Source organism: Mycobacterium sp. Dal123C01, assembly GCF_052566995.1.
Map to the genome: position 1 here is coordinate 4,761,773 of NZ_CP199580.1, position 22,036 is coordinate 4,783,808.

General features: G+C 67.4%; 17 protein-coding genes. 6 read left to right on the forward strand and 11 right to left on the reverse strand.

Annotated elements, in window-relative coordinates; all coding sequences use genetic code 11:
• Positions 1-6 precede the first annotated feature (6 nt).
• The 5 genes from ACTXG5_RS22250 to ACTXG5_RS22270 all read right to left on the reverse strand — a co-directional run bounded on the left by ACTXG5_RS22250 (position 7) and on the right by ACTXG5_RS22270 (position 5,825).
• The gene (locus ACTXG5_RS22250) at positions 7-840 is read right to left on the reverse strand and encodes a shikimate dehydrogenase (protein ID WP_445160848.1); all 834 of its coding nucleotides are present in this window, start codon (positions 838-840) and stop codon (positions 7-9) included.
• Positions 815-2,062 (reverse strand): endolytic transglycosylase MltG, encoded by a 1,248-nt coding sequence (mltG, locus tag ACTXG5_RS22255; RefSeq protein WP_445160849.1) that lies wholly within the window; start codon positions 2,060-2,062, stop codon positions 815-817. The genes ACTXG5_RS22250 and mltG overlap by 26 nt, the downstream gene beginning before the upstream one ends.
• On the reverse strand, positions 2,052-2,573 hold the full coding sequence (gene ruvX, locus ACTXG5_RS22260) for a Holliday junction resolvase RuvX (RefSeq protein ID WP_445160850.1): 522 nt from the start codon (positions 2,571-2,573) through the stop codon (positions 2,052-2,054). The genes mltG and ruvX overlap by 11 nt, the downstream gene beginning before the upstream one ends.
• On the reverse strand, positions 2,574-5,309 hold the full coding sequence (alaS, locus tag ACTXG5_RS22265; RefSeq protein ID WP_445160851.1) for an alanine--tRNA ligase: 2,736 nt from the start codon (positions 5,307-5,309) through the stop codon (positions 2,574-2,576). It abuts the gene before it with no gap.
• A 126-nt stretch (positions 5,310-5,435) separates the two neighbouring features.
• A complete protein-coding gene (locus tag ACTXG5_RS22270) occupies positions 5,436-5,825 on the reverse strand; it encodes a secondary thiamine-phosphate synthase enzyme YjbQ (RefSeq protein WP_445164544.1) in 390 nt (129 codons plus the stop codon).
• A gap of 203 nt (positions 5,826-6,028) precedes the next feature.
• Between ACTXG5_RS22270 and ACTXG5_RS22275 the strand changes: the two genes are divergently transcribed.
• Positions 6,029-6,652: a hypothetical protein gene (locus ACTXG5_RS22275; protein WP_445160852.1), complete on the forward strand. Its 624-nt coding sequence runs from the start codon at positions 6,029-6,031 to the stop codon at positions 6,650-6,652.
• Positions 6,653-6,655: 3 nt separating this feature from the next.
• On the opposite strand, the gene ACTXG5_RS22280 is transcribed toward ACTXG5_RS22275, so the two are convergent.
• A complete protein-coding gene (locus ACTXG5_RS22280; RefSeq protein ID WP_445160853.1) occupies positions 6,656-8,008 on the reverse strand; it encodes a replication-associated recombination protein A in 1,353 nt (450 codons plus the stop codon).
• Positions 8,009-8,176: 168 nt separating this feature from the next.
• Here ACTXG5_RS22280 and ACTXG5_RS22285 point away from each other — a divergent pair, with 168 nt between their 5' ends.
• The 4 genes from ACTXG5_RS22285 to ACTXG5_RS22300 all read left to right on the forward strand — a co-directional run bounded on the left by ACTXG5_RS22285 (position 8,177) and on the right by ACTXG5_RS22300 (position 16,204).
• On the forward strand, positions 8,177-9,235 hold the full coding sequence (locus tag ACTXG5_RS22285; RefSeq protein ID WP_445160854.1) for a hypothetical protein: 1,059 nt from the start codon (positions 8,177-8,179) through the stop codon (positions 9,233-9,235).
• 12 nt (positions 9,236-9,247) lie between these two features.
• Complete coding sequence (locus tag ACTXG5_RS22290) at positions 9,248-10,135, forward strand: hypothetical protein (RefSeq protein WP_445160855.1); 888 nt, start codon at positions 9,248-9,250, stop codon at positions 10,133-10,135.
• 67 nt (positions 10,136-10,202) lie between these two features.
• Positions 10,203-13,532 carry a transglutaminase family protein gene (locus tag ACTXG5_RS22295; protein ID WP_445160856.1) on the forward strand — a complete coding sequence of 1,110 codons (3,330 nt, stop codon included), beginning with the start codon at positions 10,203-10,205 and terminating at the stop codon, positions 13,530-13,532.
• A 26-nt stretch (positions 13,533-13,558) separates the two neighbouring features.
• Entirely contained in the window at positions 13,559-16,204 is a 2,646-nt protein-coding gene (locus ACTXG5_RS22300) for a circularly permuted type 2 ATP-grasp protein (protein WP_445164545.1), read from the forward strand.
• Here the strand turns inward: ACTXG5_RS22300 and ACTXG5_RS22305 are convergent.
• Both ACTXG5_RS22305 and ACTXG5_RS22310 read right to left on the reverse strand, forming a co-directional pair.
• Positions 16,201-17,256, reverse strand: coding sequence for a zinc-binding metallopeptidase family protein (locus ACTXG5_RS22305; RefSeq protein ID WP_445160857.1), 1,056 nt, complete (start codon positions 17,254-17,256; stop codon positions 16,201-16,203). The genes ACTXG5_RS22300 and ACTXG5_RS22305 overlap by 4 nt on opposite strands.
• Positions 17,249-18,199 (reverse strand): transglutaminase family protein, encoded by a 951-nt coding sequence (locus ACTXG5_RS22310; RefSeq protein WP_445164546.1) that lies wholly within the window; start codon positions 18,197-18,199, stop codon positions 17,249-17,251. Before ACTXG5_RS22310 ends, ACTXG5_RS22305 begins: the two co-directional genes overlap by 8 nt.
• 71 nt (positions 18,200-18,270) lie before the next feature.
• Between ACTXG5_RS22310 and ACTXG5_RS22315 the strand changes: the two genes are divergently transcribed.
• Positions 18,271-18,660 carry an MmcQ/YjbR family DNA-binding protein gene (locus ACTXG5_RS22315; protein ID WP_445160858.1) on the forward strand — a complete coding sequence of 130 codons (390 nt, stop codon included), beginning with the start codon at positions 18,271-18,273 and terminating at the stop codon, positions 18,658-18,660.
• Positions 18,661-18,664: 4 nt separating this feature from the next.
• Here the strand turns inward: ACTXG5_RS22315 and ACTXG5_RS22320 are convergent, their stop codons facing one another.
• From ACTXG5_RS22320 to aspS, 3 genes are read right to left on the reverse strand one after another with little or no spacing between them, the layout of a single operon-like run.
• Positions 18,665-19,744 (reverse strand): FUSC family protein, encoded by a 1,080-nt coding sequence (locus ACTXG5_RS22320; RefSeq protein ID WP_445160859.1) that lies wholly within the window; start codon positions 19,742-19,744, stop codon positions 18,665-18,667.
• Between the two features lie 48 nt (positions 19,745-19,792).
• Positions 19,793-20,227 carry a nitroreductase family deazaflavin-dependent oxidoreductase gene (locus ACTXG5_RS22325; protein ID WP_445160860.1) on the reverse strand — a complete coding sequence of 145 codons (435 nt, stop codon included), beginning with the start codon at positions 20,225-20,227 and terminating at the stop codon, positions 19,793-19,795.
• Entirely contained in the window at positions 20,224-22,014 is a 1,791-nt protein-coding gene (aspS, locus tag ACTXG5_RS22330) for an aspartate--tRNA ligase (protein WP_445160861.1), read from the reverse strand. The genes ACTXG5_RS22325 and aspS overlap by 4 nt, the downstream gene beginning before the upstream one ends.
• Positions 22,015-22,036: the final 22 nt, after the last annotated feature.

Below are 22,036 nucleotides of genomic sequence, written 5' to 3' on the forward strand. Positions count from 1 at the left end.
GGCAGGCTAATCCAGCGCCTCCAGAGCGCAAGTCATCGCCTCGCGCGGCGCGGGCAGCCCGGTGAATTGCTCCACCTGCGCGAAGGCCTGGTGCAGCAGCATCTGCACACCGTTGATCACTCGGCCGCCCGCCCCGGCCACCGCGGCGGCCAGCGGCGTGGGCCAGGGATCGTAGACCGCGTCCAGCAGCACCGGAATCGTCGCGAAGGCGCCGGCGTACCGCGCGGCCACGTCGGCCGGGATGGTGCTGACCAGGACCTCCGCGGCCGCCACCTCGTCGGCCAACTCCCCGCCGTCCAGCCCGCAGAACCGCGTCGCGACGCCGATCCGCGTTCCCAGATCCACCAACCGGGCCGCCTTGTCCGGGTTGCGCGCCACCACGGTGATGCCGCTGACGCCCAGTTGGGCCAAGCCCACCACGGCCGCGGGCGCGGTGCCGCCCGATCCACAGACCAGCGCTTGTCCCGAGGCTGACCCGATAGCGCCGGCGACGCCGTCGACATCGGTGTTGTCGGCCCGCCAGCCGCGGGGCGTGCGCACCAGGGTGTTGGCCGATCCCACCTGATTCGCACGGTCGGTGTGCTCGTCGGCGAACCGCAGGGCGGCGAACTTGCCCGGCGCCGTCACCGACACGCCGACCCACTCCGGCCCGAACCCGCCGACGACACCCGGCAGTTCCTCGGCGCCGCACTCGATGCGGCCATAGGTCCAGTCGTCCAGGCCCAGCGCGCGATAGGCGGCCAGGTGCAGCTGCGGGGATTTCGAATGGGCGATCGGCGATCCGAGGACGGCCGCTTTCCGGGGAGGCGCCGCGCTAGCGGGGCGTGCTGTCGAGGACACCGTTGTGCTTCGCCAGCTCGATATTGGCCAGATGCTGCTTGTAGTCCCTGGTGAACAGCGTGGTCCCCTGGGCGTCGATGGTGACGAAGTACAGCCAGTCACCGGGCTCGGGATGCTCGGCGGCATGCAGCGCGTCGATCCCGGGCGAACAGATCGCCGTGGCGGGCAGACCCTGAGAGACGTAGGTGTTCCACGGCGTCTTCTGGGCCCGGTCGGCGTCGCTGGTGGCCACCTCGCGGCGGTCCAGCGGGTAGTTCACGGTCGAGTCGAACTCCAGCGTGTGGTGCGCATTCAGCCGGTTGTAGATGACCTGCGCCACCTTCGCGAAGTCCTGCGAGTTGGATTCCTGCTGCACCAGCGAGGCCACCACCAGGATGTCGTAGGGCGACAGCTTCATCGCCTGGGCGGTGTCCATCAGCGCGGACTGGGTGTACACCACGGATCCGGCGCTGATCAGGTTCGCCAGGATGTCCTGGGCCGAGGCCGAGGGATCGACGTTGAAGGTCCCGGGCGCGATCAGGCCCTCGATCCGGCGATGATCATTGCCCAGCTCGGTGACGGGCTGAACGGCCCAGGCCGGCACGGACAACACGTTGGGTGGGGTGTTGCCGGCCGCGGCCCGCAGGTCGTCCGTCGAGACGCAGTGCTTGTCGCCGTCGAGATCCACACAGGTGGCGCGGGAGAGCAGCGTCAGGATTCCGGGTGTCACCACGTTGGTCTTCATGTCGGTGGTGTCGTCAAGCTGACGGCCTTCCGGGATGACCAGCTTGCCCACCCGGTTGCTGGGGTCGGTCAGCCGCTCGACGGCGGAGGCCGCGGGTATTTCGGTGCGCATCCGGTAGTAGCCGGGCTGGATCGAGTTGATCGCGGCGTTGCCGTGCGCGGCGTTGATGAAGGCCCGGACCGTGGCGATCACACCCTGGTTGTGCAGTGTCTCGCCGACCATCGTGGTCGAGTCGCCGGCTTGTATCTGAATCACGATGTCGCGTTTGCCCGTTCCGTTGTAGTCGTCGCCGGTCCCGAACACCGTGTGCCACAGCTTGGAGCCGACGAAGACCGTCGCCACCACGATCACGACAACCACACCCAAGGCGATGCGGCCGGTGAAACGGCGCCGCCGGCGCCCGCGCTCGGCCCGATTCCGGGCCATCCGACTCATCCTGTGCCGGGGTGGTCCGACCGCGGCAGGCTCGGCGCGTTCGCGCCGCACGTCATCGACCATCGATGACATCCCCCGCCCCGGACTCAGCCACCGTGGCCCGACGCTGATCGAGCCAGCTCTGCAGGATCGCCACGGCCGCTGCCTGGTCGATCACCGCCCGCTGCTCCCTGGCCCGCACTCCCGCCTCGCGCAGCGAACGCTGCGCGCTGACGGTGGTCAGTCGTTCGTCGGCGAGCCGCACCGGCGTCGGCGCCACCCGCTGGGCCAGCGCTTCGGCCACGTCGATCGCGTCGAGCGCCGACGGGCCGGTGCGGTCGGCCAGGGTCCGGGGCAGCCCGACGATCACCTCCACCGCTTCCCATTCGGTGACGAGCTTGGCCAGCCGTCGCAAGTGTTTGCCGGAACGGTCCCGGCGCACGGTTTCCACCGGGGTGGCCAGGATGCCGTCGGGGTCGCTGGCGGCCACGCCGATGCGCACAGTGCCCACGTCGATACCGAGCCGCCGTCCCCGTCCGGGGTCCTGGTTAGGGTCGCCGGGCCGGTCAGGCAAGCGATGTTGTGCGGATTCCACTCAGCCGACCCGCGCTATCACGGCGATCTCGGAGCGGACCGCCTCCAGCGCCGCGTCGATCCCGGTCGGATTCTTTCCCGAGCCCTGCGCCAGGTCGGGCTTGCCGCCGCCACGGCCGTCGACGGCCAGGGCGAGCTGTTTGACCAGGTCGTTGGCGCGGATCCCGAGATCTTGGGCGGCCGGATTGGCGGCGACGGCATACGGCACTGTTTCGCTCTCCCCCGCGGAGCTCGAGGAGATCAGCGCGACCACCGCGGGATCGCTGCCCAGCTTGCCCCGGATATCGCCGACCAGGGAACGCAGATCGGCTGCCGTCATCCCGCCGGACATCCGCTGCGCCACCACACGGACGTTACCGATGCGCTCCGCACCGGCCGCGGCATTCACCGCGGCGGCCCGCGCGCCGGCCAGCCGGGCGCGTTCGAGTTCCTTCTCGGCGGCTTTGAGCCGCTCGACCAGATTGGCCACCCGGGCGGGCACCTCTTCGGACGGCACCTTCAGCGACGACGCCAGCCCCGCCATCAGCGCCCGCTCCTTGGCCAGGTGCCGGAACGACTCCAGCCCGACGTAGGCCTCGACCCGGCGCACCCCGGAACCGATCGACGATTCACCCAGGATCGTCACCGGACCGATCTGCGCCGAGTTGTGCACATGGGTGCCACCGCAGAGCTCCAGCGAGAACGGTCCGCCGATCTCCACCACTCGTACTTCGTCGGGATAGGCCTCACCGAAGAGCGCCATCGCCCCCATCGCCTTGGCCTTCTCGAGCTGCTCGTTGTAGGTGTGCACCTCGAAGTCGGCTTGCACGGCCTCGTTGGTCACCTCTTCGATCTGACTGCGCTGGTCGTCGGTCAATGCTCCCTGCCAGTTGAAGTCGAAGCGCAAGTAGCCCGGACGGTTCAGCGATCCGGCCTGAACGGCATTGGGGCCCAACACTTGTCGCAGCGCGGCGTGCACCATGTGGGTACCCGAGTGCCCCTGGGTGGCGCCCTTGCGCCAGCCCGCGTCCACCGCCGCAATCACGGTGTCGCCCTCGACGAATTCTCCGGACTCGACGTTAATCTGATGCACCCAAAGGGTTTTGCCGATCTTCTGCACGTCGGTCACCGCCGCCCGCGCACTCTCGCCTGCACCCGTTCCGCTGATGGTGCCCTCATCGGCGATCTGCCCACCGGACTCGGCGTAAAGCGGCGTGCGGTCCAGGATGAGTTCGACTCGATCCGTTGCAGCGCCTTCTGCGTGCGAGCCGTGTGCGACCACCGGAACCCGCTTGCCGTCGACGAAGATGCCCAAAATGCGCGCCTCAGAGCTCAACTCGTCGAAACCGGTGAACTCGGTGGGCCCGGCGTCGACCAGCTCCCGGTAAGCGGTCAAATCGGCGTGCGCGTGTTTGCGGGCAGCGGCATCGGCCTTGGCGCGGCTGCGCTGCTCAGCCATGAGTTCCCGGAAGCCGACTTCGTCCACCTGCAGGCCGGCCTCGGAGGCCATCTCAAGAGTGAGCTCGATCGGAAAGCCGTAGGTGTCATGCAAGGTGAAGGCGTCCGAGCCGGAAACCACGGTTGCCCCAGCAGCTTTGGTGGTGCCGGACACCTCGTCGAACAACTTCGAACCCGACGCCAGCGTGCGGTTGAATGCGGTCTCCTCGGCCACGGCGATGCGCCTGATCCGGTCGAAATCGGTGACGAGTTCGGGATACGACGGGCCCATCGCATCGCGCACGGTGGTCATCAGATCATCGACGATCGGGTCCTCGATGCCCAGCAGCTTGGCCGAGCGGATCACCCGGCGCAGCAGCCGGCGCAGCACGTAACCGCGGCCGTCGTTACCCGGGCTCACCCCGTCGCCGATCAGGATCGCGGCGGTGCGGCTGTGGTCGGCGATCACCCGGTAGCGCACATCGTCGTCGTGGTTGCCTTCTGAACCTGATAAGTCATAGCCGCGCGGGGCGCGTGCGGACACCATGTCGATGACGGGCCGCAGCAGGTCGGTCTCGTAGACGTTGTGCACGCCCTGCAAGATGAACGCGACCCGCTCAATCCCCATGCCGGTGTCAATGTTCTTGCGGGGCAACGGTCCAAGTATCTCGAAGTCGGTCTTGCCGGTGCCTTCGCCGCGTTCGTTCTGCATGAACACGAGATTCCAGATCTCGATGTAGCGGTCTTCGTTGGCGATCGGGCCGCCGTCCACGCCGAACTCCGGGCCGCGGTCGTAATAGATCTCCGACGACGGGCCGCAGGGGCCGGGAATGCCCATCGACCAGTAGTTGTCTTCCATGCCGCGGCGCTGGATCCGCTCGGCTGGCAGGTTGGCGATCTCCCGCCACAGCTGCGCTGCTTCGTCATCATCGAGATAGACTGTGGCCCAGATCTTTTCCGGGTTGAGCCCGTATCCCCCCTCGGAGACGCTGTTGGTCAACAGGTCCCACGCCAATGCGATGGCTTCGCGTTTGAAGTAGTGGCCGAAGGAGAAGTTGCCGGCCATCTGGAAGAAGGTGTTGTGCCGCGTGGTGATGCCCACCTCGTCGATATCCGGGGTGCGGATGCACTTCTGGATGCTGGTGGCCGTCGCGTAGGGCGGTGTGCGTGCGCCTAAGAAGAACGGCACGAACTGAACCATGCCGGCGTTGACGAACAGCAGGTTGGGGTCGTCGAGGATCACCGATGCGCTCGGCACCTCGGTGTGACCCGCCTTCACGAAATGATCAAGAAATCTCTTCCTGATCTCGTGTGTCTGCACTCTTTTCCGCTTCTTCCTTGCGTTGAGGTCGAATTCCAGCCTATTCGCCGGATTATTGGGAGGCTGTCGAACGACGCGTTTCGACCGCTCACAGTACCGGTCCCGGCGCCGTCCACTACCTGGCAGCTAGCCCTCCAAAAAGCTCAATCGCACCGACCGCCGCGGGTTGTCCCGGTTGAGGTCGACCAAAACGATGCTTTGCCAGGTGCCCAGCTGCGGCTCGCCGGCCGCGACCGGCACCGTCACGGACGGCGCGACGAGCGCCGGCAACACATGGTCGGCGCCGTGGCCGGCCGAGCCGTGCGCGTGCCGGTAGCGGTCATCGCGCGGTAACAACCGTTCCAGCGTGTCGATGAGGTCATCGTCGGAGCCGGCCCCGGTCTCGATGATCGCGATCCCGGCCGTCGCGTGCGGGACGAACACGTTGCACAGGCCATCCCCACAGGAGAAGCAAAACCTGCGCACCGCATCGGTCAGATCCACGATGCGACGACTCGTGGTGTCCACCTCGAGCACATCCGTATGCATCCGATCAAGACTACGGCGCGGCCCCGCTGACCAGCCAATCGTTTGTGAGCCCGGCCACACGCCTTAGCCACGCCGCTGCCACGCTGCCGCCCGCGGAGCAGCCATTGCCACCGGTCATCGGCAAGAGGAAGGTATTTGGTGGGACCGGTGGCGCCACCGGGGCGCTGCCCCGAAGTAGTTAGGGATCCACCGTGTACGCACGCTCTTTCACCATCGAGGGGCAACCCTTATCGGTCGACATCGGAATCGCGCATGTTCGCGATGTCGTCATGTCAGAACTGCTCGAGCTCGACGGGTATGTCGGGCTGTCGCTGCTGGTCGACCGGCAATCCGGCCGCTGCATCGCCACCAGCTCCTGGGAATCCATCACGGCGATGCGCGCCAGCTCTGAGCGGGTGGCGATCATCCGTGACCACGTCGCGTTGATGTTCGACGGCAGCGCCAGCGTCGAAGAGTGGAACATCGTGTCGCTGCACCGCCGCCACCGGTCGCCCGAGGGTGCCTTCGTGCGGGCGACCTGGCTCAAGGTGGTCCCCGATCAGCTCGAGCGATCCATGGACTTCTATCGGATGGCTGTGCTTCCGGAGATGGAGAGTCTCGACGGGTTCTCCAGCGCCAGCCTGATGATCGACCACCCGGCCGGTCGGCGAGCGGTGTCGTGCTCGACGTTCGACAGCCAGGAAGCGATGGCCCGAAACAGCGACGAGGCCAGCGAGTTACGCAGCAGGCGGGCGCGCGACTTGGGCGCCGAGATCATCGACGTCGCCGAGTTCGAGCTGGCGATCGCGCGCCTGCGGGTGCCCGAGTTGGTCTGAGCCCTAGCGCTTGCGGCGGATGATCGCGCGCAGCCGGTCCAGCCGTCCGGCAATCTCGCGTTCAACGCCGCGGCCGGTGGGCCGGTAGTAATCGACGTCCACCAGTTCATCCGGCGGATATTGTTGCGCGACAATGCCATCCGGGTGGTCGTGTGAGTATTTGTAGCCCTGCGCGTGGCCCAGTGCCGCCGCGCCCGAGTAGTGGCCGTCGCGCAGATGGGCCGGCACCAGCCCCGCGTTGCCCGCCTTGATGTCGTTCATCGCCGCGGCTAGTGCGGTGGTCACCGCGTTCGACTTCGGCGCAGTGGCCAGGTGAATGGTGGCGTGCGCCAGCGTCAGTTGCGCCTCGGGCATGCCGATCAGCGCCACCGTTTGGGCGGCGGCGACCGCGATCTGCAGCGCCGTCGGGTCGGCCATGCCAATGTCCTCGCTCGCCAGGATCACCAGCCGGCGCGCGAGGAACCGCGGATCCTCCCCGGCGACGAGCATGCGGGCCAGATAGTGCAGCGCGGCGTCGACGTCGGAGCCGCGCACCGACTTGATGAACGCGCTGATGACGTCGTAGTGCTGATCGCCGTCGCGGTCGTAGCGCACGGCGGCTTTGTCCAGGGATTGCTCGATGGCGGTGACCGTCAGCTCGTCGCCCGGCTGGACCGCCTCGGCAGCAACCTCCAGTGCGGTCAGGGCGCGCCGGGCATCGCCCGCGGCCAATTGCACCAGCAGGTCGACGGCCTCGGGCTGCGCGACGATCTGGCCGCCCAGTCCCCGGGGATCGTCGATCGCGCGCTGCACCACCGCGCGGATGTCGTCGGCCGTCAGCGGGCGCAGCTGCAGGATCAGCGAGCGCGACAGCAGCGGCGCCACGACCGAAAACGACGGATTCTCGGTGGTCGCCGCCACCAGCAACACCACCCGGTTCTCCACCGCGGACAGCAACGCGTCCTGCTGGGTTTTGGAGAACCGATGCACCTCATCGATGAACAGCACCGTCTGCTCGCCCGAAAGGAGCGCCCTGCGTGCCGCATCGATGACCGCGCGGACGTCTTTGACGCCTGCCGACAACGCCGACAGGGCTTCGAACCGGCGGCCGGTCGCTTGCGAGACCAGTGCCGCCAACGTCGTCTTACCGCTGCCCGGCGGACCGTACAGGATGGCCGAGGCCACCCCCGATCCCTCGACCAGGCGGCGCAGCGGCGATCCCGGCGCCAGTAAGTGGTCCTGCCCGACGACTTCCTCCAGCGACGCCGGCCGCATCCGCACCGCCAGCGGGGCGCCGGCCGAGGCGCCTAGGGCATCGTTGGCCGTCCGCGATTCGCCGGGCAGGTCAAACAGACCGTCGGACACGGTTTCAGGCATACCACGCAGACCGGACAGGTATGCGCATTGGACGCACAGACCCCCCCGCAGACCCCGAAACAGGCAAAGCCCAATCCTCGCCCCTCGCCCGCATATTTGCTAAGTTCCGGGTTGCCTAGTTCCGCGTGTGTGCCTGCAAGCTATTCCGACAGCAAAATAGGACGGCAAATGAGCCAGCCCCCAGAACACCCAGGCGACCCGGCCGACCCCAGCGGCGGCAACCAGAACCCCCCGGACTACTCGCAACCACCGCGCCACGCCGCGCCCGGTTATGGCGGACCGCCGCCCCCGCCCCCCGGCTACGGCCCCCCGCCGGGCGGCTACAACCCCGCAGGACCGCCCCCGGGCAGCGCACCGCCGCCCGGTTACGGAGCGCCGCCTCCCCCGCCCCCCGGCTACGGCGCACCCCCGGCCGGTTACCCGCCACAGCCTGGCTACGGTGGCCCCGCCCCAGACCCGACCGCCCGGCCGTTCGATGTCGGGGAGGCGGCGAAGTGGGCGTGGGGCAAGTTCACGCAGAACGCCGCGGCACTGATCGTTCCGGTCTTGATCTACGCCGCGGTGATCACCGTCTTCGCCCTTGTCGCCTCGCTTTTGCCGATGGTCTTCGGCCAGAGCGCGAGCACCAGTTACACCAACAGCTACGGCGAGACCTCTAGTGGCGTCGAGATCAGCTACGGCCCAGCCTCGATCGCGGTCATGGTCGTCGGCTACCTGCTGGTCTTCATCGCGGTGATCTTCATGAACGCCGGGTTGGTCAGCGGCAGCCTGGACATCGCCGACGGCAAGCCGGTGACCATCGGATCGTTCTTCAAGCCGCGCAATCTCGGCCCCGTGTTCGTCGCCGCTTTGCTGATCGCGGTCGGCGTCGTGGTCGGTTCGCTGCTGTGCATCGTGCCCGGCATCATCTTCGGATTCCTCAGCTTGTTCACCATCCCGTTCGTCATCGACCGATCGCTTTCACCGGTGGAATCCATCAAGGCCAGCATCGCGACGACGCGAGCCAACCTCGGCCCGTCGGTGCTGTCGTGGCTCGTCCAATATGCCATGGTGCTGGTTGGCGACCTGTTGTGCGGAGTGGGCATGATCGTCGCTTTGCCGATCTCCGTGCTGATCCAGGTCTACACCTACCGCAAGCTCTCCGGCGGTCAGGTCGTTGCGCTGGAGCAGCCCGGTTACCAGCCGGGACCTCCCGCTGGGCCCCCACCCGGATCGCTGCCCGCCTAGTTAGGACGGCACATGAGCCAGCCCCCAGGACCTCCAGACCCCTTCGGCGGCAACCAGAATCCTCCGGGCTACTCGCCGCCGCCCCCTTACGCCGCGCCGAGTTACGGCGCACCCCCTCCTCCGCCCCCCGGCTACGGCGGCCCGCCGACACCGCAATTCAGCGTGGGTGCGGCGTTCAGTTGGGCCTGGAACACGTTCACCAAGAACGCCGTCGCTCTGATCGTTCCGACCCTGGTCTACGGTCTGCTGTTCGCCGCGGCGTCCACCCTGAACTTTGTGGGCCAGAACATGACCTCGAACGTGACCCCCTACGACTCCTCCGACTACGACTTCGCCTTCGCGGCGAATCTCAGTCCCACCGGAACGGCGATCGTGGGGCTGGGCTACCTGGTCTCCCTGCTGGTGACCGCGTATGCCCAAGCCGCGTTCCTGTCGGGATGCCTGGATCTCGCGGACGGCCGGCCGGTGAGCGTCGGATCCTTCTTCAAGCCACGCAACCTCGGCATGGCGTTTCTCGCCGCGTTCATGGTCAGCATTGTCACCTCGATCGGCTACGCCGCCTGCTTCCTGCCCGGCGTCGTCGTGGGGATCTTCACCCAGTTCATCATCCTGTTCGTGGTCGATCGCTCGCAGTCGGCCATCAAGGGGTTCTCGTCGGGCTTCTCGTTGGTCGGCTCGAATTTCGCCAATGCGCTGCTGGTGTGGCTGGTGTCCATGGCGACGCTCTTCGTCGGAGCGGTGGCGTGCGGCGTCGGCCTGTTGGTGGCGGCCCCCCTGGTAGCGCTCATCCTGACCTACGCCTACCGCCAGCTTTCGGGCGGTCAGGTCGTGGGGCCGCAACAGCCCGGTTACCAGCCGGGACCGCCGGCCGGCCCGCCATCGGAGCCGCTGCCCGCGTAACCAACCCGGCGCCGCTAGACCGGCGGCGCGCTGCGGCGCTGCTGCCCGTGTGATGAGATCAGCGGTTATGAGCATCAAAGTTGCGCTGGAGCACCGCACCAGCTACACCTTTGACCGGCTGGTCGGAGTATTCCCGCACGTCGTGCGGCTGCGCCCGGCCCCTCACTCGCGTACGGCCATCGAGGCGTACTCGCTGCGCATCGACCCCGCCGAGCACTTCATCAACTGGCAACAAGACGCGCTGGGCAATTTCCTTGCCCGGCTTGTTTTTCCAAACCCCATGCGCCAGTTGACCATCACCGTCGGACTCATTGCCGACCTCAAGGTGATCAACCCGTTCGACTTTTTCATCGAGGACTGGGCCGAAACATGGCCTCCCGCTTCTGGGTTGATCTACCCCAAAGAGCTCGCCGACGATCTCAAGCCGTATCTGCGGCCGGTCGACGAAGGCGCCGAGGGCTCGGGCCCCGGCGAGCTTGCGCAGGCATGGATGAGCAACTTCTCGGTGCCCGACGGCACCCGCACCATCGACTTCCTGGTGGCGCTCAACCACGCGGTCAACGCCGACGTGGCCTACAGCCTGCGCATGGAAGCGGGTGTCCAGACACCTGACTTCACGCTGCGCAGCGGCGTCGGCTCGTGCCGTGATTCGGCATGGTTGCTGGTGTCGATCCTGCGCCAGTTCGGGCTGGCCGCCCGGTTCGTGTCCGGCTACCTGGTGCAGCTGGCCTCCGACGTCCAAGCGCTCGACGGGCCGTCAGGGCCCGCCGCCGATTTCACCGACCTGCACGCTTGGACCGAGGTGTACATCCCCGGCGCGGGCTGGATCGGCCTGGATCCGACGTCGGGGCTGTTTGCCGGCGAGGGCCACATCCCGCTGGCAGCCACGCCGCATCCCTCGAGCGCGGCACCCATCAGCGGCAGCACCGGCCCGTGCGAGACCACCCTGGAGTTCTCCAACACCGTCACCCGCATCCACGAGGATCCGCGCGTCACGCTGCCCTACACCGACGCGGCGTGGGAGACCATCCGCGCGGTCGGCCGCCGCGTCGACGAACAGCTCGCCAGCGGCGATGTCCGGCTGACGGTCGGCGGCGAACCGACCTTCGTGTCGGTGGACAACCAGGTCGACGAGGAGTGGACGATCGCCGCCGACGGCCCGCACAAGCGCGAGCGCGCCTCCGATCTGGCGGCCCGGCTGAAAGCGGTGTGGGCTCCGCAGGGGCTGATCCATCGCGGACAAGGACGGTGGTATCCGGGAGAGCCGTTGCCGCGCTGGCAGATTGGGCTCTACTGGCGCACCGACGGGCTACCGCTGTGGACCGACGAAATGCTGTTGGCCGACCCGTGGACCACCGAGCCGACGAGTTCGACAGCGGATGGCGAGACGGCCCACCGGGTGCTCGCCGGGATCGCCGAGGATCTTGGGTTGCCGCTGTCCCAGGTGCGGCCGGCTTACGAGGACCCGTTGGCCCGGCTCGCGGCCAAAGTCCGTCTGCCAGAAGGTGACGCGGTGGAATCCGGCGACGACCTCACCGCCGACGAGGCCGCCGACCGCGCCGCGCTCCTGGCGCGGCTCGATGAAACCACCACGGCCCCAACGGCATTCGTACTGCCACTACACCGCCGCGATGACGATCTCGGCTGGGCCAGTGCGAACTGGCAGCTGCGCCGCGGCCGCCTGGTCCTGCTCGCGGGAGACTCGCCCGCGGGCCTACGGCTGCCGCTGAAGTCGATCAGCTGGAAGGATCCACGGCTGTCCTTCGACGTCGACCCGCAGACCGTCGGCGACACGCTGTCGACGGAGTCGACCAGCGCGGAGGCGGTCGACGACGACACCGCGCCGCCGACCGCGATGGTCGCCGAGAGTCGCGACGGACTGCTGTACATCTTCCTCCCGCCCACCGAGGCGCTGGAACACTTCGTCGACCTCATCGCCCGAGTCGAGGTCGCGGCAGCCAAGACTCGCAGCCCGGTCGTCATCGAGGGCTACAGCCCACCAGCGGACCCGCGGCTGCAGTCGACGACGATCACCCCCGACCCCGGCGTCATCGAAGTCAACATCGCGCCCACCGCCAGCTTCGACGAGCAACGGCAGCAGCTCGAAGCCCTCTACGAGCAAGCACGATTGGCGCGCCTGTCTACGGAGTCGTTCGATGTCGACGGCAGCCACGGCGGCACCGGTGGCGGCAACCACATCACGCTCGGCGGCGTGACCCCCGCCGACTCGCCACTGCTGCGCCGTCCGGATCTGCTGGTCTCGCTGCTGACCTACTGGCAGCGGCACCCGTCGCTGTCCTACCTGTTCGCCGGCCGCTTCGTCGGCACCACCTCGCAAGCACCACGGGTCGACGAGGGCCGCGCCGATGCGCTGTACGAACTGGAGATCGCGTTCGCCGAAATCGCACGGCTCGCCTCGGCCGCCAAGGGTGGCCGGCCGAAACCGTGGGTGACCGACCGCGCGCTACGGCACCTGCTGACCGATATCACCGGCAACACCCATCGCGCCGAGTTCTGTATCGACAAGCTCTACAGCCCCGACAGCCCCCGCGGCAGGCTCGGCCTGCTGGAGCTGCGCGGGTTCGAGATGCCGCCGCATCTGCGCATGGCGATGGTGCAGTCGCTGCTGGTGCGCTCACTGGTGGCATGGTTCTGGGACGAGCCGCTGCGCGCCCCGCTGATCCGGCACGGCGTTAACTTGCACGGACGATACCTGTTGCCGCACTTCCTGATTCACGACATTGCCGACGTGGCCGCCGATCTGCGCGCGCACGGCATCGCATTCGAGACCAGCTGGCTGGACCCGTTCACCGAATTCCGGTTCCCGCGCATCGGCACCGCCGTCTTCGATGGTGTGGAGATCGAGCTGCGCGGGGCGATCGAGCCGTGGAACACCCTCGGCGAGGAGTCCACCGCGACGGGCACCGCCCGCTACGTCGATTCCTCGGTCGAGCGTCTCCAGATCCGCGTCATCGGTGCCGACCGGCACCGCTACGTCGTGACCTGCAACGGCTACCCGGTGCCGTTGCTGGCCACCGACAACCCCGACATCCACGTGGGCGGCGTGCGATACAAGGCGTGGCAGCCGCCCAGCGCGCTGCATCCGACAGTCACCACCGACGTGCCGCTGCAGTTCGAGCTCATCGATCTCACCTCCGGAACCTCGCGCGGCGGCTGCACCTACCACGTCGCGCATCCGGGCGGCATGGCCTACGACGAGCCGCCCGTCAACGCCGTTGCGGCCGAATCGCGCCGCGCTCGCCGGTTCGAGGCCACCGGCTTCACTGCGGGCAAGCTCGATCTCGCCGGCATCCGGGAGAAGCAGGCACGGATATTCACCGATATCGGCGCGCCGGGCATTCTCGACCTCCGCCGCGTGCGTACCGTGCAGCAGTAGTGGCGTCCTCCAGAACTGGCATCGCAATGGCACTCGACCCCTCGGCGGGTACTGGCACTTCCGGCGACCGCTACGACGCCGACCGGCTACTGGCCGGATACCGGAGCGCGTGCGGCCAGGAAACACTGTTCGACCTGCGCCCCACCAGCTCACACGGGGCGGGCTACGACGAATTCCTCGACGAACACGGCAAGGTGCGACCGGCCTGGACCGAGCTGGCCGACACGGTCGCCGAACGCGGCCGGACGGGGCTCAATCAGCTGCGGTCGGTGGTGCACAGCCTGATCGACAACGACGGGATCACCTACACCGAGGTCGATCCCGCCAGCGGCCACGCCCTCGAGCCCCGACCGTGGAGCCTGGACACCCTGCCGGTGGTGGTGTCCGCGGCCGATTGGGAGGCGCTGGAGGCCGGGCTGGTGCAGCGCTCACGCCTGCTCGATGCCGTGCTCGCCGACCTCTACGGACCGCGCAGCCTGCTCACCGACGGCATGCTGCCACCGGAACTGGTGTTCGCCCATCCCGGCTACGTGCGCGCGGCGAACGGAATCGAAGTACCCGGCCACCACCAGCTTTTCATGCACGCCTGCGATCTCAGCCGGCTGCCTAACGGCAACTTCGAGGTCAACGCGGACTGGACGCAGGCACCCTCAGGTGCGGGCTATGCGCTGGCCGACCGACGCGTTGTCGCGCACGCGGTCCCCGATCTCTATGAGCGGATCGCGCCGCGGCCCACGACACCGTTCGCGCAGGCACTGCGGCTGGCCCTGATCGACGCCGCCCCCGACGTGGCCCAGGACCCGGTGGTGGTGGTGCTCAGCCCGGGCATCTACTCCGAGACCGCCTTCGATCAGGCGTATCTCGCTACGCTGTTGGGTTTTCCGCTGGTGGAAAGCGCCGATTTGGTGGTCCTCGACGGCAAATTGTGGATGCGCTCGCTGGGGACGCTGAAACGCGTCGACGTTGTTCTTCGCCGCGTCGATGCGCGCTACGCCGACCCGTTGGATTTGCGCACCGATTCCCGGCTCGGGGTGGTCGGTTTGGTGGAGGCGCAACGCCGCGGGACGGTGACCGTCGTCAACACGCTGGGCAGCGGGATTCTGGAAAGCCCTGGGCTGCTGCGTTTTCTGCCGGAGCTGGCCGAGCGGCTACTCGGCGAAGCCCCACTGCTGACTACCGCCCCGGTGTACTGGGGCGGTATCGCCAAGGAATGCTCGCACCTGCTGACCAATCTCTCGTCGCTGTTGATCAAGTCCACCGTCGGCGGGGAAACCCTTGTCGGACCGATGCTTTCGTCGCTCCAGCTGACCGAACTGGCCGCCCGGATCGAGAGCATGCCGTGGCAGTGGGCCGGTCAGGAGCTGCCGCAGTTCTCCTCGGCGCCGACCGACCATGCCGGCGTGTTGTCGTCGGCCGGCATCGGCATGCGGTTGTTCACGGTTGCGCAGCGCGGTGGCTACGCTCCGATGATCGGTGGCGTCGGCTATGTCCTGGCGCCGGGCCCTGCCGCATACACGCTGACAACCGTTGCGGCAAAAGATATTTGGGTTCGCCCGACCGAGCGTGTGCGGGCCGAGACAATTACGCTGCCGACCGAGGTGGCGCCGGTGAAGACCGCCGCGGGCACCTGGGGGGTCAGTTCGCCGCGTGTCCTGTCCGACCTGTTCTGGATCGGACGCTACGGCGAGCGCGCGGAAAGCACGGCCCGGCTGCTGATGGCCGCCCGCGACCGCTTCCACGTTTACCGGCACCAGCAAGACACCGAGGAAAGCGCGTGCGTGCCGGTGCTGATGGCCGCCCTGGGCCGCATCACCGGGACCGACACCGGAGCCGACAACGACCCCGCCGAGATGATCGCGATCGTTCCGTCGACGCTGTGGTCACTGACCGTCGACCCGGGCCGGGCGGGATCTCTGATTCAGGCGGTGGAGGGGCTTGCCCTGGCCGCCAGATCGGTGCGCGACCAGATGTCCAACGACACCTGGGTGGTGCTGGCCAACGTGGAGCGCGCGCTTGCGCACCGGCCCGAGCCGCCGCAGTCGCTGGCCGAGGCCGACACGCTGCTCGCGTCGGCTCATGCGCGCACCTTGGCCGGGATGCTGACCCTATCGGGAGTCGCCAGCGAGTCGATGGTGCGCGACGTGGGCTGGTCGATGATGGACATCGGTAAACGCATCGAACGGGGCCTGTGGCTGACCGCACTGCTGGGAAGCACACTCACGACGGTCCGCGGCACGGCCGCCGAGCAGACCATCATCGAGTCGACACTGGTGGCCTGTGAATCGTCGGTCATCTACCGGCGTCGCACCGTCGGCCAAGTCAGCGTCGCGGCGGTGACCGAGCTGATGCTGTTCGACGCCAACAACCCGCGGTCGCTGCTGTACCAGCTGGAGCGGTTGCGGGCCAACCTCAGGGACCTGCCCAGCGCATCGGGCTCATCGCGTCCGGAACGGACGGTGGAAGAGATCAGCATGATGCTGCGCCGATCGGATCCCGCCCAGCTGGAGGGGGTGGCCGCCGACGGGCACCGCGCCAAGCTGGCCGATCTGCTCGCCGTGATCCATACCGAGTTGCGCGATCTGGCTAAGGTCATCACCGACACGCAACTGACCCTGCCGGGCGGAATGCAGCCGCTGTGGGGGCCCGATGAACGGCGGGTGATGCCGGCTTAGCCGGCGACGGCGGCGGGCCCCTGGGCTGCCGACACCACCTCGTCGATGACGGTGTGAACGAATTGCATCTTGTCCAGCACCGCGACCGGGAGCACGAACGGATACAGATCGTCGTGGCCCATCGACCGGTTCACCATGTTCAGTGACCATGACAATGGCAGCCACATCTCGATGATGTTGGGAAAAGCGCTGGGGCCCAAGGCCGGCCGGTCGAAGGTCGCCGAGGCCGCGGCGAAACCGCACCAGGCCGAGGTGTCCAGGGTGTCGCGGATGTGCAGGTAATGGGCAAACGTCTCGGCCCAATCCTCGGCCGGATGCATGGTCGCATACGACGACACGAAGCATTTTTGCCAGCCCTTCGGCGCGCCCTCGCTGTAGTGCCGGTCCAGCGCCTCCTGATAGTCGGCGTCGGGATCGCCGAACAGCTCGTTGAAGCGCTTGACGTTGTCCTGTGACGGCGAGATCAGGCGGTAGAAGTAGTAATGCCCGATCTCGTGCCGGAAGTGCCCCAGTAGCGTCCGGTACGGCTCGTCCATCTCAACGCGCAGCTGCTCGCGGTGGACGTCGTCACCCTCGGCCAAATCCAATGTGATGACGCCGTTCTCGTGCCCGGTCACCACGTCCTCGTGCGCACTGGACAGCAGCCGGAAAGCCAGGCCGTAATCAGGATCCTCATCGCGCCCGATGATCGGCAGCTTCAGCTCGTTGAGCTCGACGATCAGCCGGCGCTTGGCGGCCTCGGCCCGGGCGAACTCGGCGAGCCCGACCTTGTCGGCATCGTTGGGCCGTTCGGTAGTCAGCGCGCACGACGTGCAGCGCAGGCGGGGGTTATTGACCGGGACCAGCCAATTGCATTCGGCGACACGCAGATTGGCGCACAGTTGATACTCAGCGGCTTCCACGAAGCCGGCGTGCTCGTTGGCGTCGCCTTTGGATATCACCAGGAGTGCCATCTGCTCAAGGGAAAAACCCAGCGCACTACCGCAATTCAGACAGGTGGAGTTCTCGAACGCCAGCCGCTGGCCGCAGTTGGGACAGTGAAAGTCACGCATACAACTCATCGCCTTCGAAAGGCACAACATCGACGGCGACGTCGATCACGCTGCGCTCAGAATTGGTGTAGATGATGCCGCGCAGCGGCGGCACGTCCGCGTAGTCGCGGCCGCGTCCCACAATGATGTACCGCTGGTCGATCATCTGGTCATTGGTGGGGTCTAGCCCCAGCCACTCGAACCGGCCGGGCTGCTGTGGCGTCCACACCGCGGCCCAGGCATGAGTGGCATCGATGCCGATCATCCGTTCCTTTCCGGGAGGCGGGTCGGTGGCCAGATAACCGGACACATAGCTGGCCGCCAAACCATTGGCTCGCAGGCAGGCGATCGCCAGCCGTGCAAAGTCTTGACATACCCCTTCCCTGGCCGCCAGAACCTCATTGACCCCGGTGGAAATCGTCGTCGAACCCGAACGGTAGGTGAAGTCGGTGAAGATCCGCGACGCGAGATCGCGCAACACCTCCACCAGCGGGCGCTCGGGCACGAAGCTGGGCGCCGCGTAGTGGCGGACATCATCGGTGATCTCCGGCGGATTCAAGTCCAGGCTGAACTCGGACGCCAGCGCTCCCCTACGCCCGACCGGCCGGGACTCCTCCCACGGCTGCACCGCCGGCCCGCTGGTGTACAGGCCGGGAGCCGGCGAATACACGTCGACGATCGAGTCGCTGGTGACCGTCAGGGTGCGGTGCGGCTCGGTGACGTGGAAGTAGGAACTGATGTTGCCGTAGCTGTCGGTGCTGGTAGAGCTGTCGGCGGCGGCCGGGTCGATGGTCAGCCGATGGGCGACGCAACGCTGCCGCTGCATGTCCCGCGGGGTGAGAAAACCACGGCCGTAGGAGCTGGTCACGACATCCGAATAGCGGTACTCGGTGCGGTGTGTGACGCGATGACGGCGGGCGCCCGGGGCCGGCACTGCAGAGGACAACGAGTTACCTCCTGACATCTCCGGGAGCTGGTTGGCGACCGATAGCCAATACGGCACCAAGCGCACCTTAGCCGGAGCACAATAAATCTGTGGCCACCTGGGAGGACGTCGCCCGGATCGTGGGTGAGCTCCCACTCACCTCCGAGCAGTCACCGCATGACTGGCGGGTCGGCAAGAAGTTGCTGGCATGGGAGCGACCGCTGCGCTCATCGGACCGTGAAGCACTGTCGGCCAGTGGGTCCGAGCCGCCGGAGGGCGACCTACTCGGTGTCCGGGTGGCCGATGAGGGCGTCAAGTTCGCGTTGGTGGCCGACGAGCCGCGCGTGTACTTCACCACCCCGCATTTCGACGGCTATGCCGCGGTGCTGGTCAAGCTGGCCGAGATCGACGTGCGCGATCTCGAGGAGTTGATCACCGCGGGCTGGCTGACCCAGGCGCCCAAGAAGCTGGTCCAGGAGTTCCTGACCGGGTCGTTCTGAGCTCCTACGGCTGGTGCAACTCGATCACCCGCTGCAGATCGTCGACACATGCCTGGACGACGTCGGCCAGCACCACTTCGGTTCTTTCGCGGGCATTGGCCAGCAGCGCCGACGCATGCCGTTGAGCGGCGTCGACATGGACGCTCGCGGCCGCGGGATCCGAATCCGCGAGTGCAGTCGCCCTGGCGAGGTCGATCAACACCGCCTCCGCGGGTTGCGGGAGGCGGTCGCAGCAGTCGTCCGCACCGGACTGGAAGGCCGGCACGACCGCGCGGGCCAGCTGCAGCACGGAGCCGGCCAGCAGGGCCAGCTGCAGGCCCTGGTGATCGGCACCCCGGACGGCGTCGCGAAGTCCCCAGCGCCGCGGCGCGAGTCGCACGACCTGACGCGCGGTGGTCCGCGCCTGGATGAGTCCACCCAGCTGTTCGTGCACCCTGTCGACGGCCGGCAACGGCCAGTCGGGCGCGGGCGCGAGACGGCCGCAGGCGAGATCGCCGGTGCGGGTCAGCACCGAGTGCAGCGTGCGTAGCACTTCGACGCGCGCGCTGCGCAACACGGCCAGCGGATTGGCCGGGAACAGCAGGACGGCGACGACGATAGCCAGGCCCCCACCGATCAGCGCGTCGAAAATGCGTTCCCACCCGACGCCGCTGCGGTAGAGGGCGAGCACCAGGATCGACGACACGACGGTCTGGTTGGCGAACATCATCCCCTGGCCGATGTAGCCCTGACCGATGAACACCGCGGCCAGCAACGCGATCAGCGCGGCGAGCGCGATGGACACAGCTCCGGGTCCGAGCAATCCCTGCACCAAGGTTCCCGTGCCGATGCCCAGGGTCACGCCGATCATCATCTGGATGGCGCGTTGCGCGCGCAGCACGTTGCTCGTCGACAAGGACACTGCCGCGGCGATCGGCGCGAAGAACGGTTGCGGGTGCGCGAGCACGTCGTGGGCGATGTACCAGGCCAGACCCGCAGTCACCGAGGTCTGCAACAGGTTGAACCACACGCCACGTACCCGTTTCAAACCCCCGACGACCGCGGCTCTGCCCGCGAAGGGCCGCGTCAGAAGCGATGTGCTCATGACGTGTGCTTACCTCAGCGCACAAGCGCGGGGCAATTCCAGCCGGAGTTAGTTTCGCCGCAATTCGAAAAGCGGTATCACCCGGCTGGTCTTGGCCTGGTATTCGGCGAAGCCCGGTGACGCGGTGCTGATCTCATCGAAGAGCTCGTTGCGCTCGGCGGGCGGCAGTTCGTGCGCCGTCACGTCATACGCGTCGGTGCCGACCTCGACGTGCGCCTGCGGGTTGGCCCGCAGATTGTGCACCCAGGCCGGATCCTTGGGCGCACCCGCGAACGAGCCGATGATGATCAGCTTGCCGTCGATCTGGAAGTAGGCCAACGGCGATAGCCGGGACTCGCCGGATTTGGCCCCCGTCGTGGTGAGCAGCAACAGGTTACCGTTTTCGAATGGGCCACCGACCTTGCCGTCATTGGCCCGGAATTCGTCAACGATGTTGTTGTTGAACGCGTTGATCGTTGCGGTGTCCGGAAACTCTTCAGTCATGCCTGGTCAACTTGTTTGGGCTTGGCGTCTATTCCGGATTCCTTGCGCTGCTGCGCGGTGATCGGCGCGGGCGCGTCGGTCAGCGGGTCGACGCCGCCGCCGGTCTTGGGGAAGGCGATCACCTCACGGATGGAGTCCACCCCGGACAGCAGCGCGTTGATCCGGTCCCAGCCGAACGCGATTCCGCCGTGCGGAGGCGCGCCAAACGTGAAGGCCTCCAACAGGAATCCGAACTTATCCTCGGCCTCGGCCTTGTCCAGGCCCATCACCGCGAACACCCGCTCCTGGATGTCACGGCGGTGGATACGGATCGAGCCGCCGCCGATCTCGTTGCCATTGCAGACGATGTCGTAGGCATCGGCCAGCACCCGACCGGGATCGGTGTCGACTACGCCCTGGTACTCGGGCTTGGGCGAGGTGAACGCGTGATGCACCGCGGTCCACGCGCCGGAGCCCACCGCCACATCACCGGCGGCGGTCGCGTCTTCGGCGGGCTCGAACAGCGGCGGGTCGACCACCCAGACGAACGCCCAGGCGTCGGCGTCAATCAGGTTGAGCCGGTTGGCGATCTCACCGCGGGCGGCGCCCAACAGTGCCCGCGACGACTTCGACGGTCCGGCCGAGAAGAAGATGCAGTCGCCGGGACTGGCCCCGACGTGAGCGGCCAGGCCGTCGCGTTCGGCGTCGCTCAAGTTCTTGGCCACCGGACCGCTCAGCTCGCCTCCAGATGACGCGTCGCCCACCAGCACATAGGCCAGCCCCCGGTGCCCGCGCTGCTTGGCCCACTCCTGCCACCCGTCCAGCGTGCGCCGCGGCTGCGAGGCCCCGCCGGGCATCACCACCGCGCCGACATACGGCGCCTGGAAGACCCGAAATGTGGTGTCGGAGAAGAACTCTGTGCACTCGACGAGCTCCAGCCCAAATCGCATGTCGGGCTTGTCGGAGCCGAACCGTTGCATGGCGTCGGCATAGCTGATCCGCGGGATCGGCGTCGGGATTCGATAGCCGATCAGCGCCCACAGCGCGGTCAGGATCTCCTCGGAAATCGCGATGATGTCCTCGACGTCGACGAAGCTCATCTCCATGTCGAGCTGGGTGAATTCCGGTTGCCGGTCGGCGCGGAAATCCTCGTCGCGGTAACAGCGGGCGATCTGGTAATAGCGTTCCATCCCGGCCACCATCAGCAACTGCTTGAACAGCTGCGGGCTCTGCGGCAGGGCGTAGAACGATCCGGGGTGCAGCCGGGCCGGCACCAGGAAGTCGCGCGCGCCCTCCGGCGTCGAGCGGGTGATCGTCGGCGTCTCGATCTCGACGAAGTCCTGCTGCGCCAGCACCGAACGGGCGGCGGCATTCACCTTGGAGCGCAACCGAATTGCCGCAGCCGGGCCGTCGCGACGCAGGTCGAGGTAGCGGTACTTCAGCCGCAGTTCCTCCCCCGCCGGCTCATCCAGCTGGAATGGCAGCGGCGCGCATTCGCCTAGCACGGTTAGTGACGTGGCATTCACCTCGACATCGCCGGTGGGTATCTCGGCGTTGGCGTTGCCTTCCGGGCGGATCTCGACGATGCCTTGCACCGCGACGCAGAATTCGGCGCGCAACCGGTGCGCCTGCTCCAGCACGTCGGCGGCGCGGAAGACCACCTGCGCGATGCCGGAGGCGTCCCGCAGGTCGATGAAGATGACGCCACCGTGGTCGCGGCGGCGAGCCACCCACCCGACCAGAGTCACCTGCTGGCCGGAGTCGCGATCCCGTAGCGAACCAGCGGTGCGGCTGCGCAGCACAAACACTCCCCTTTACCTTGGACGACTG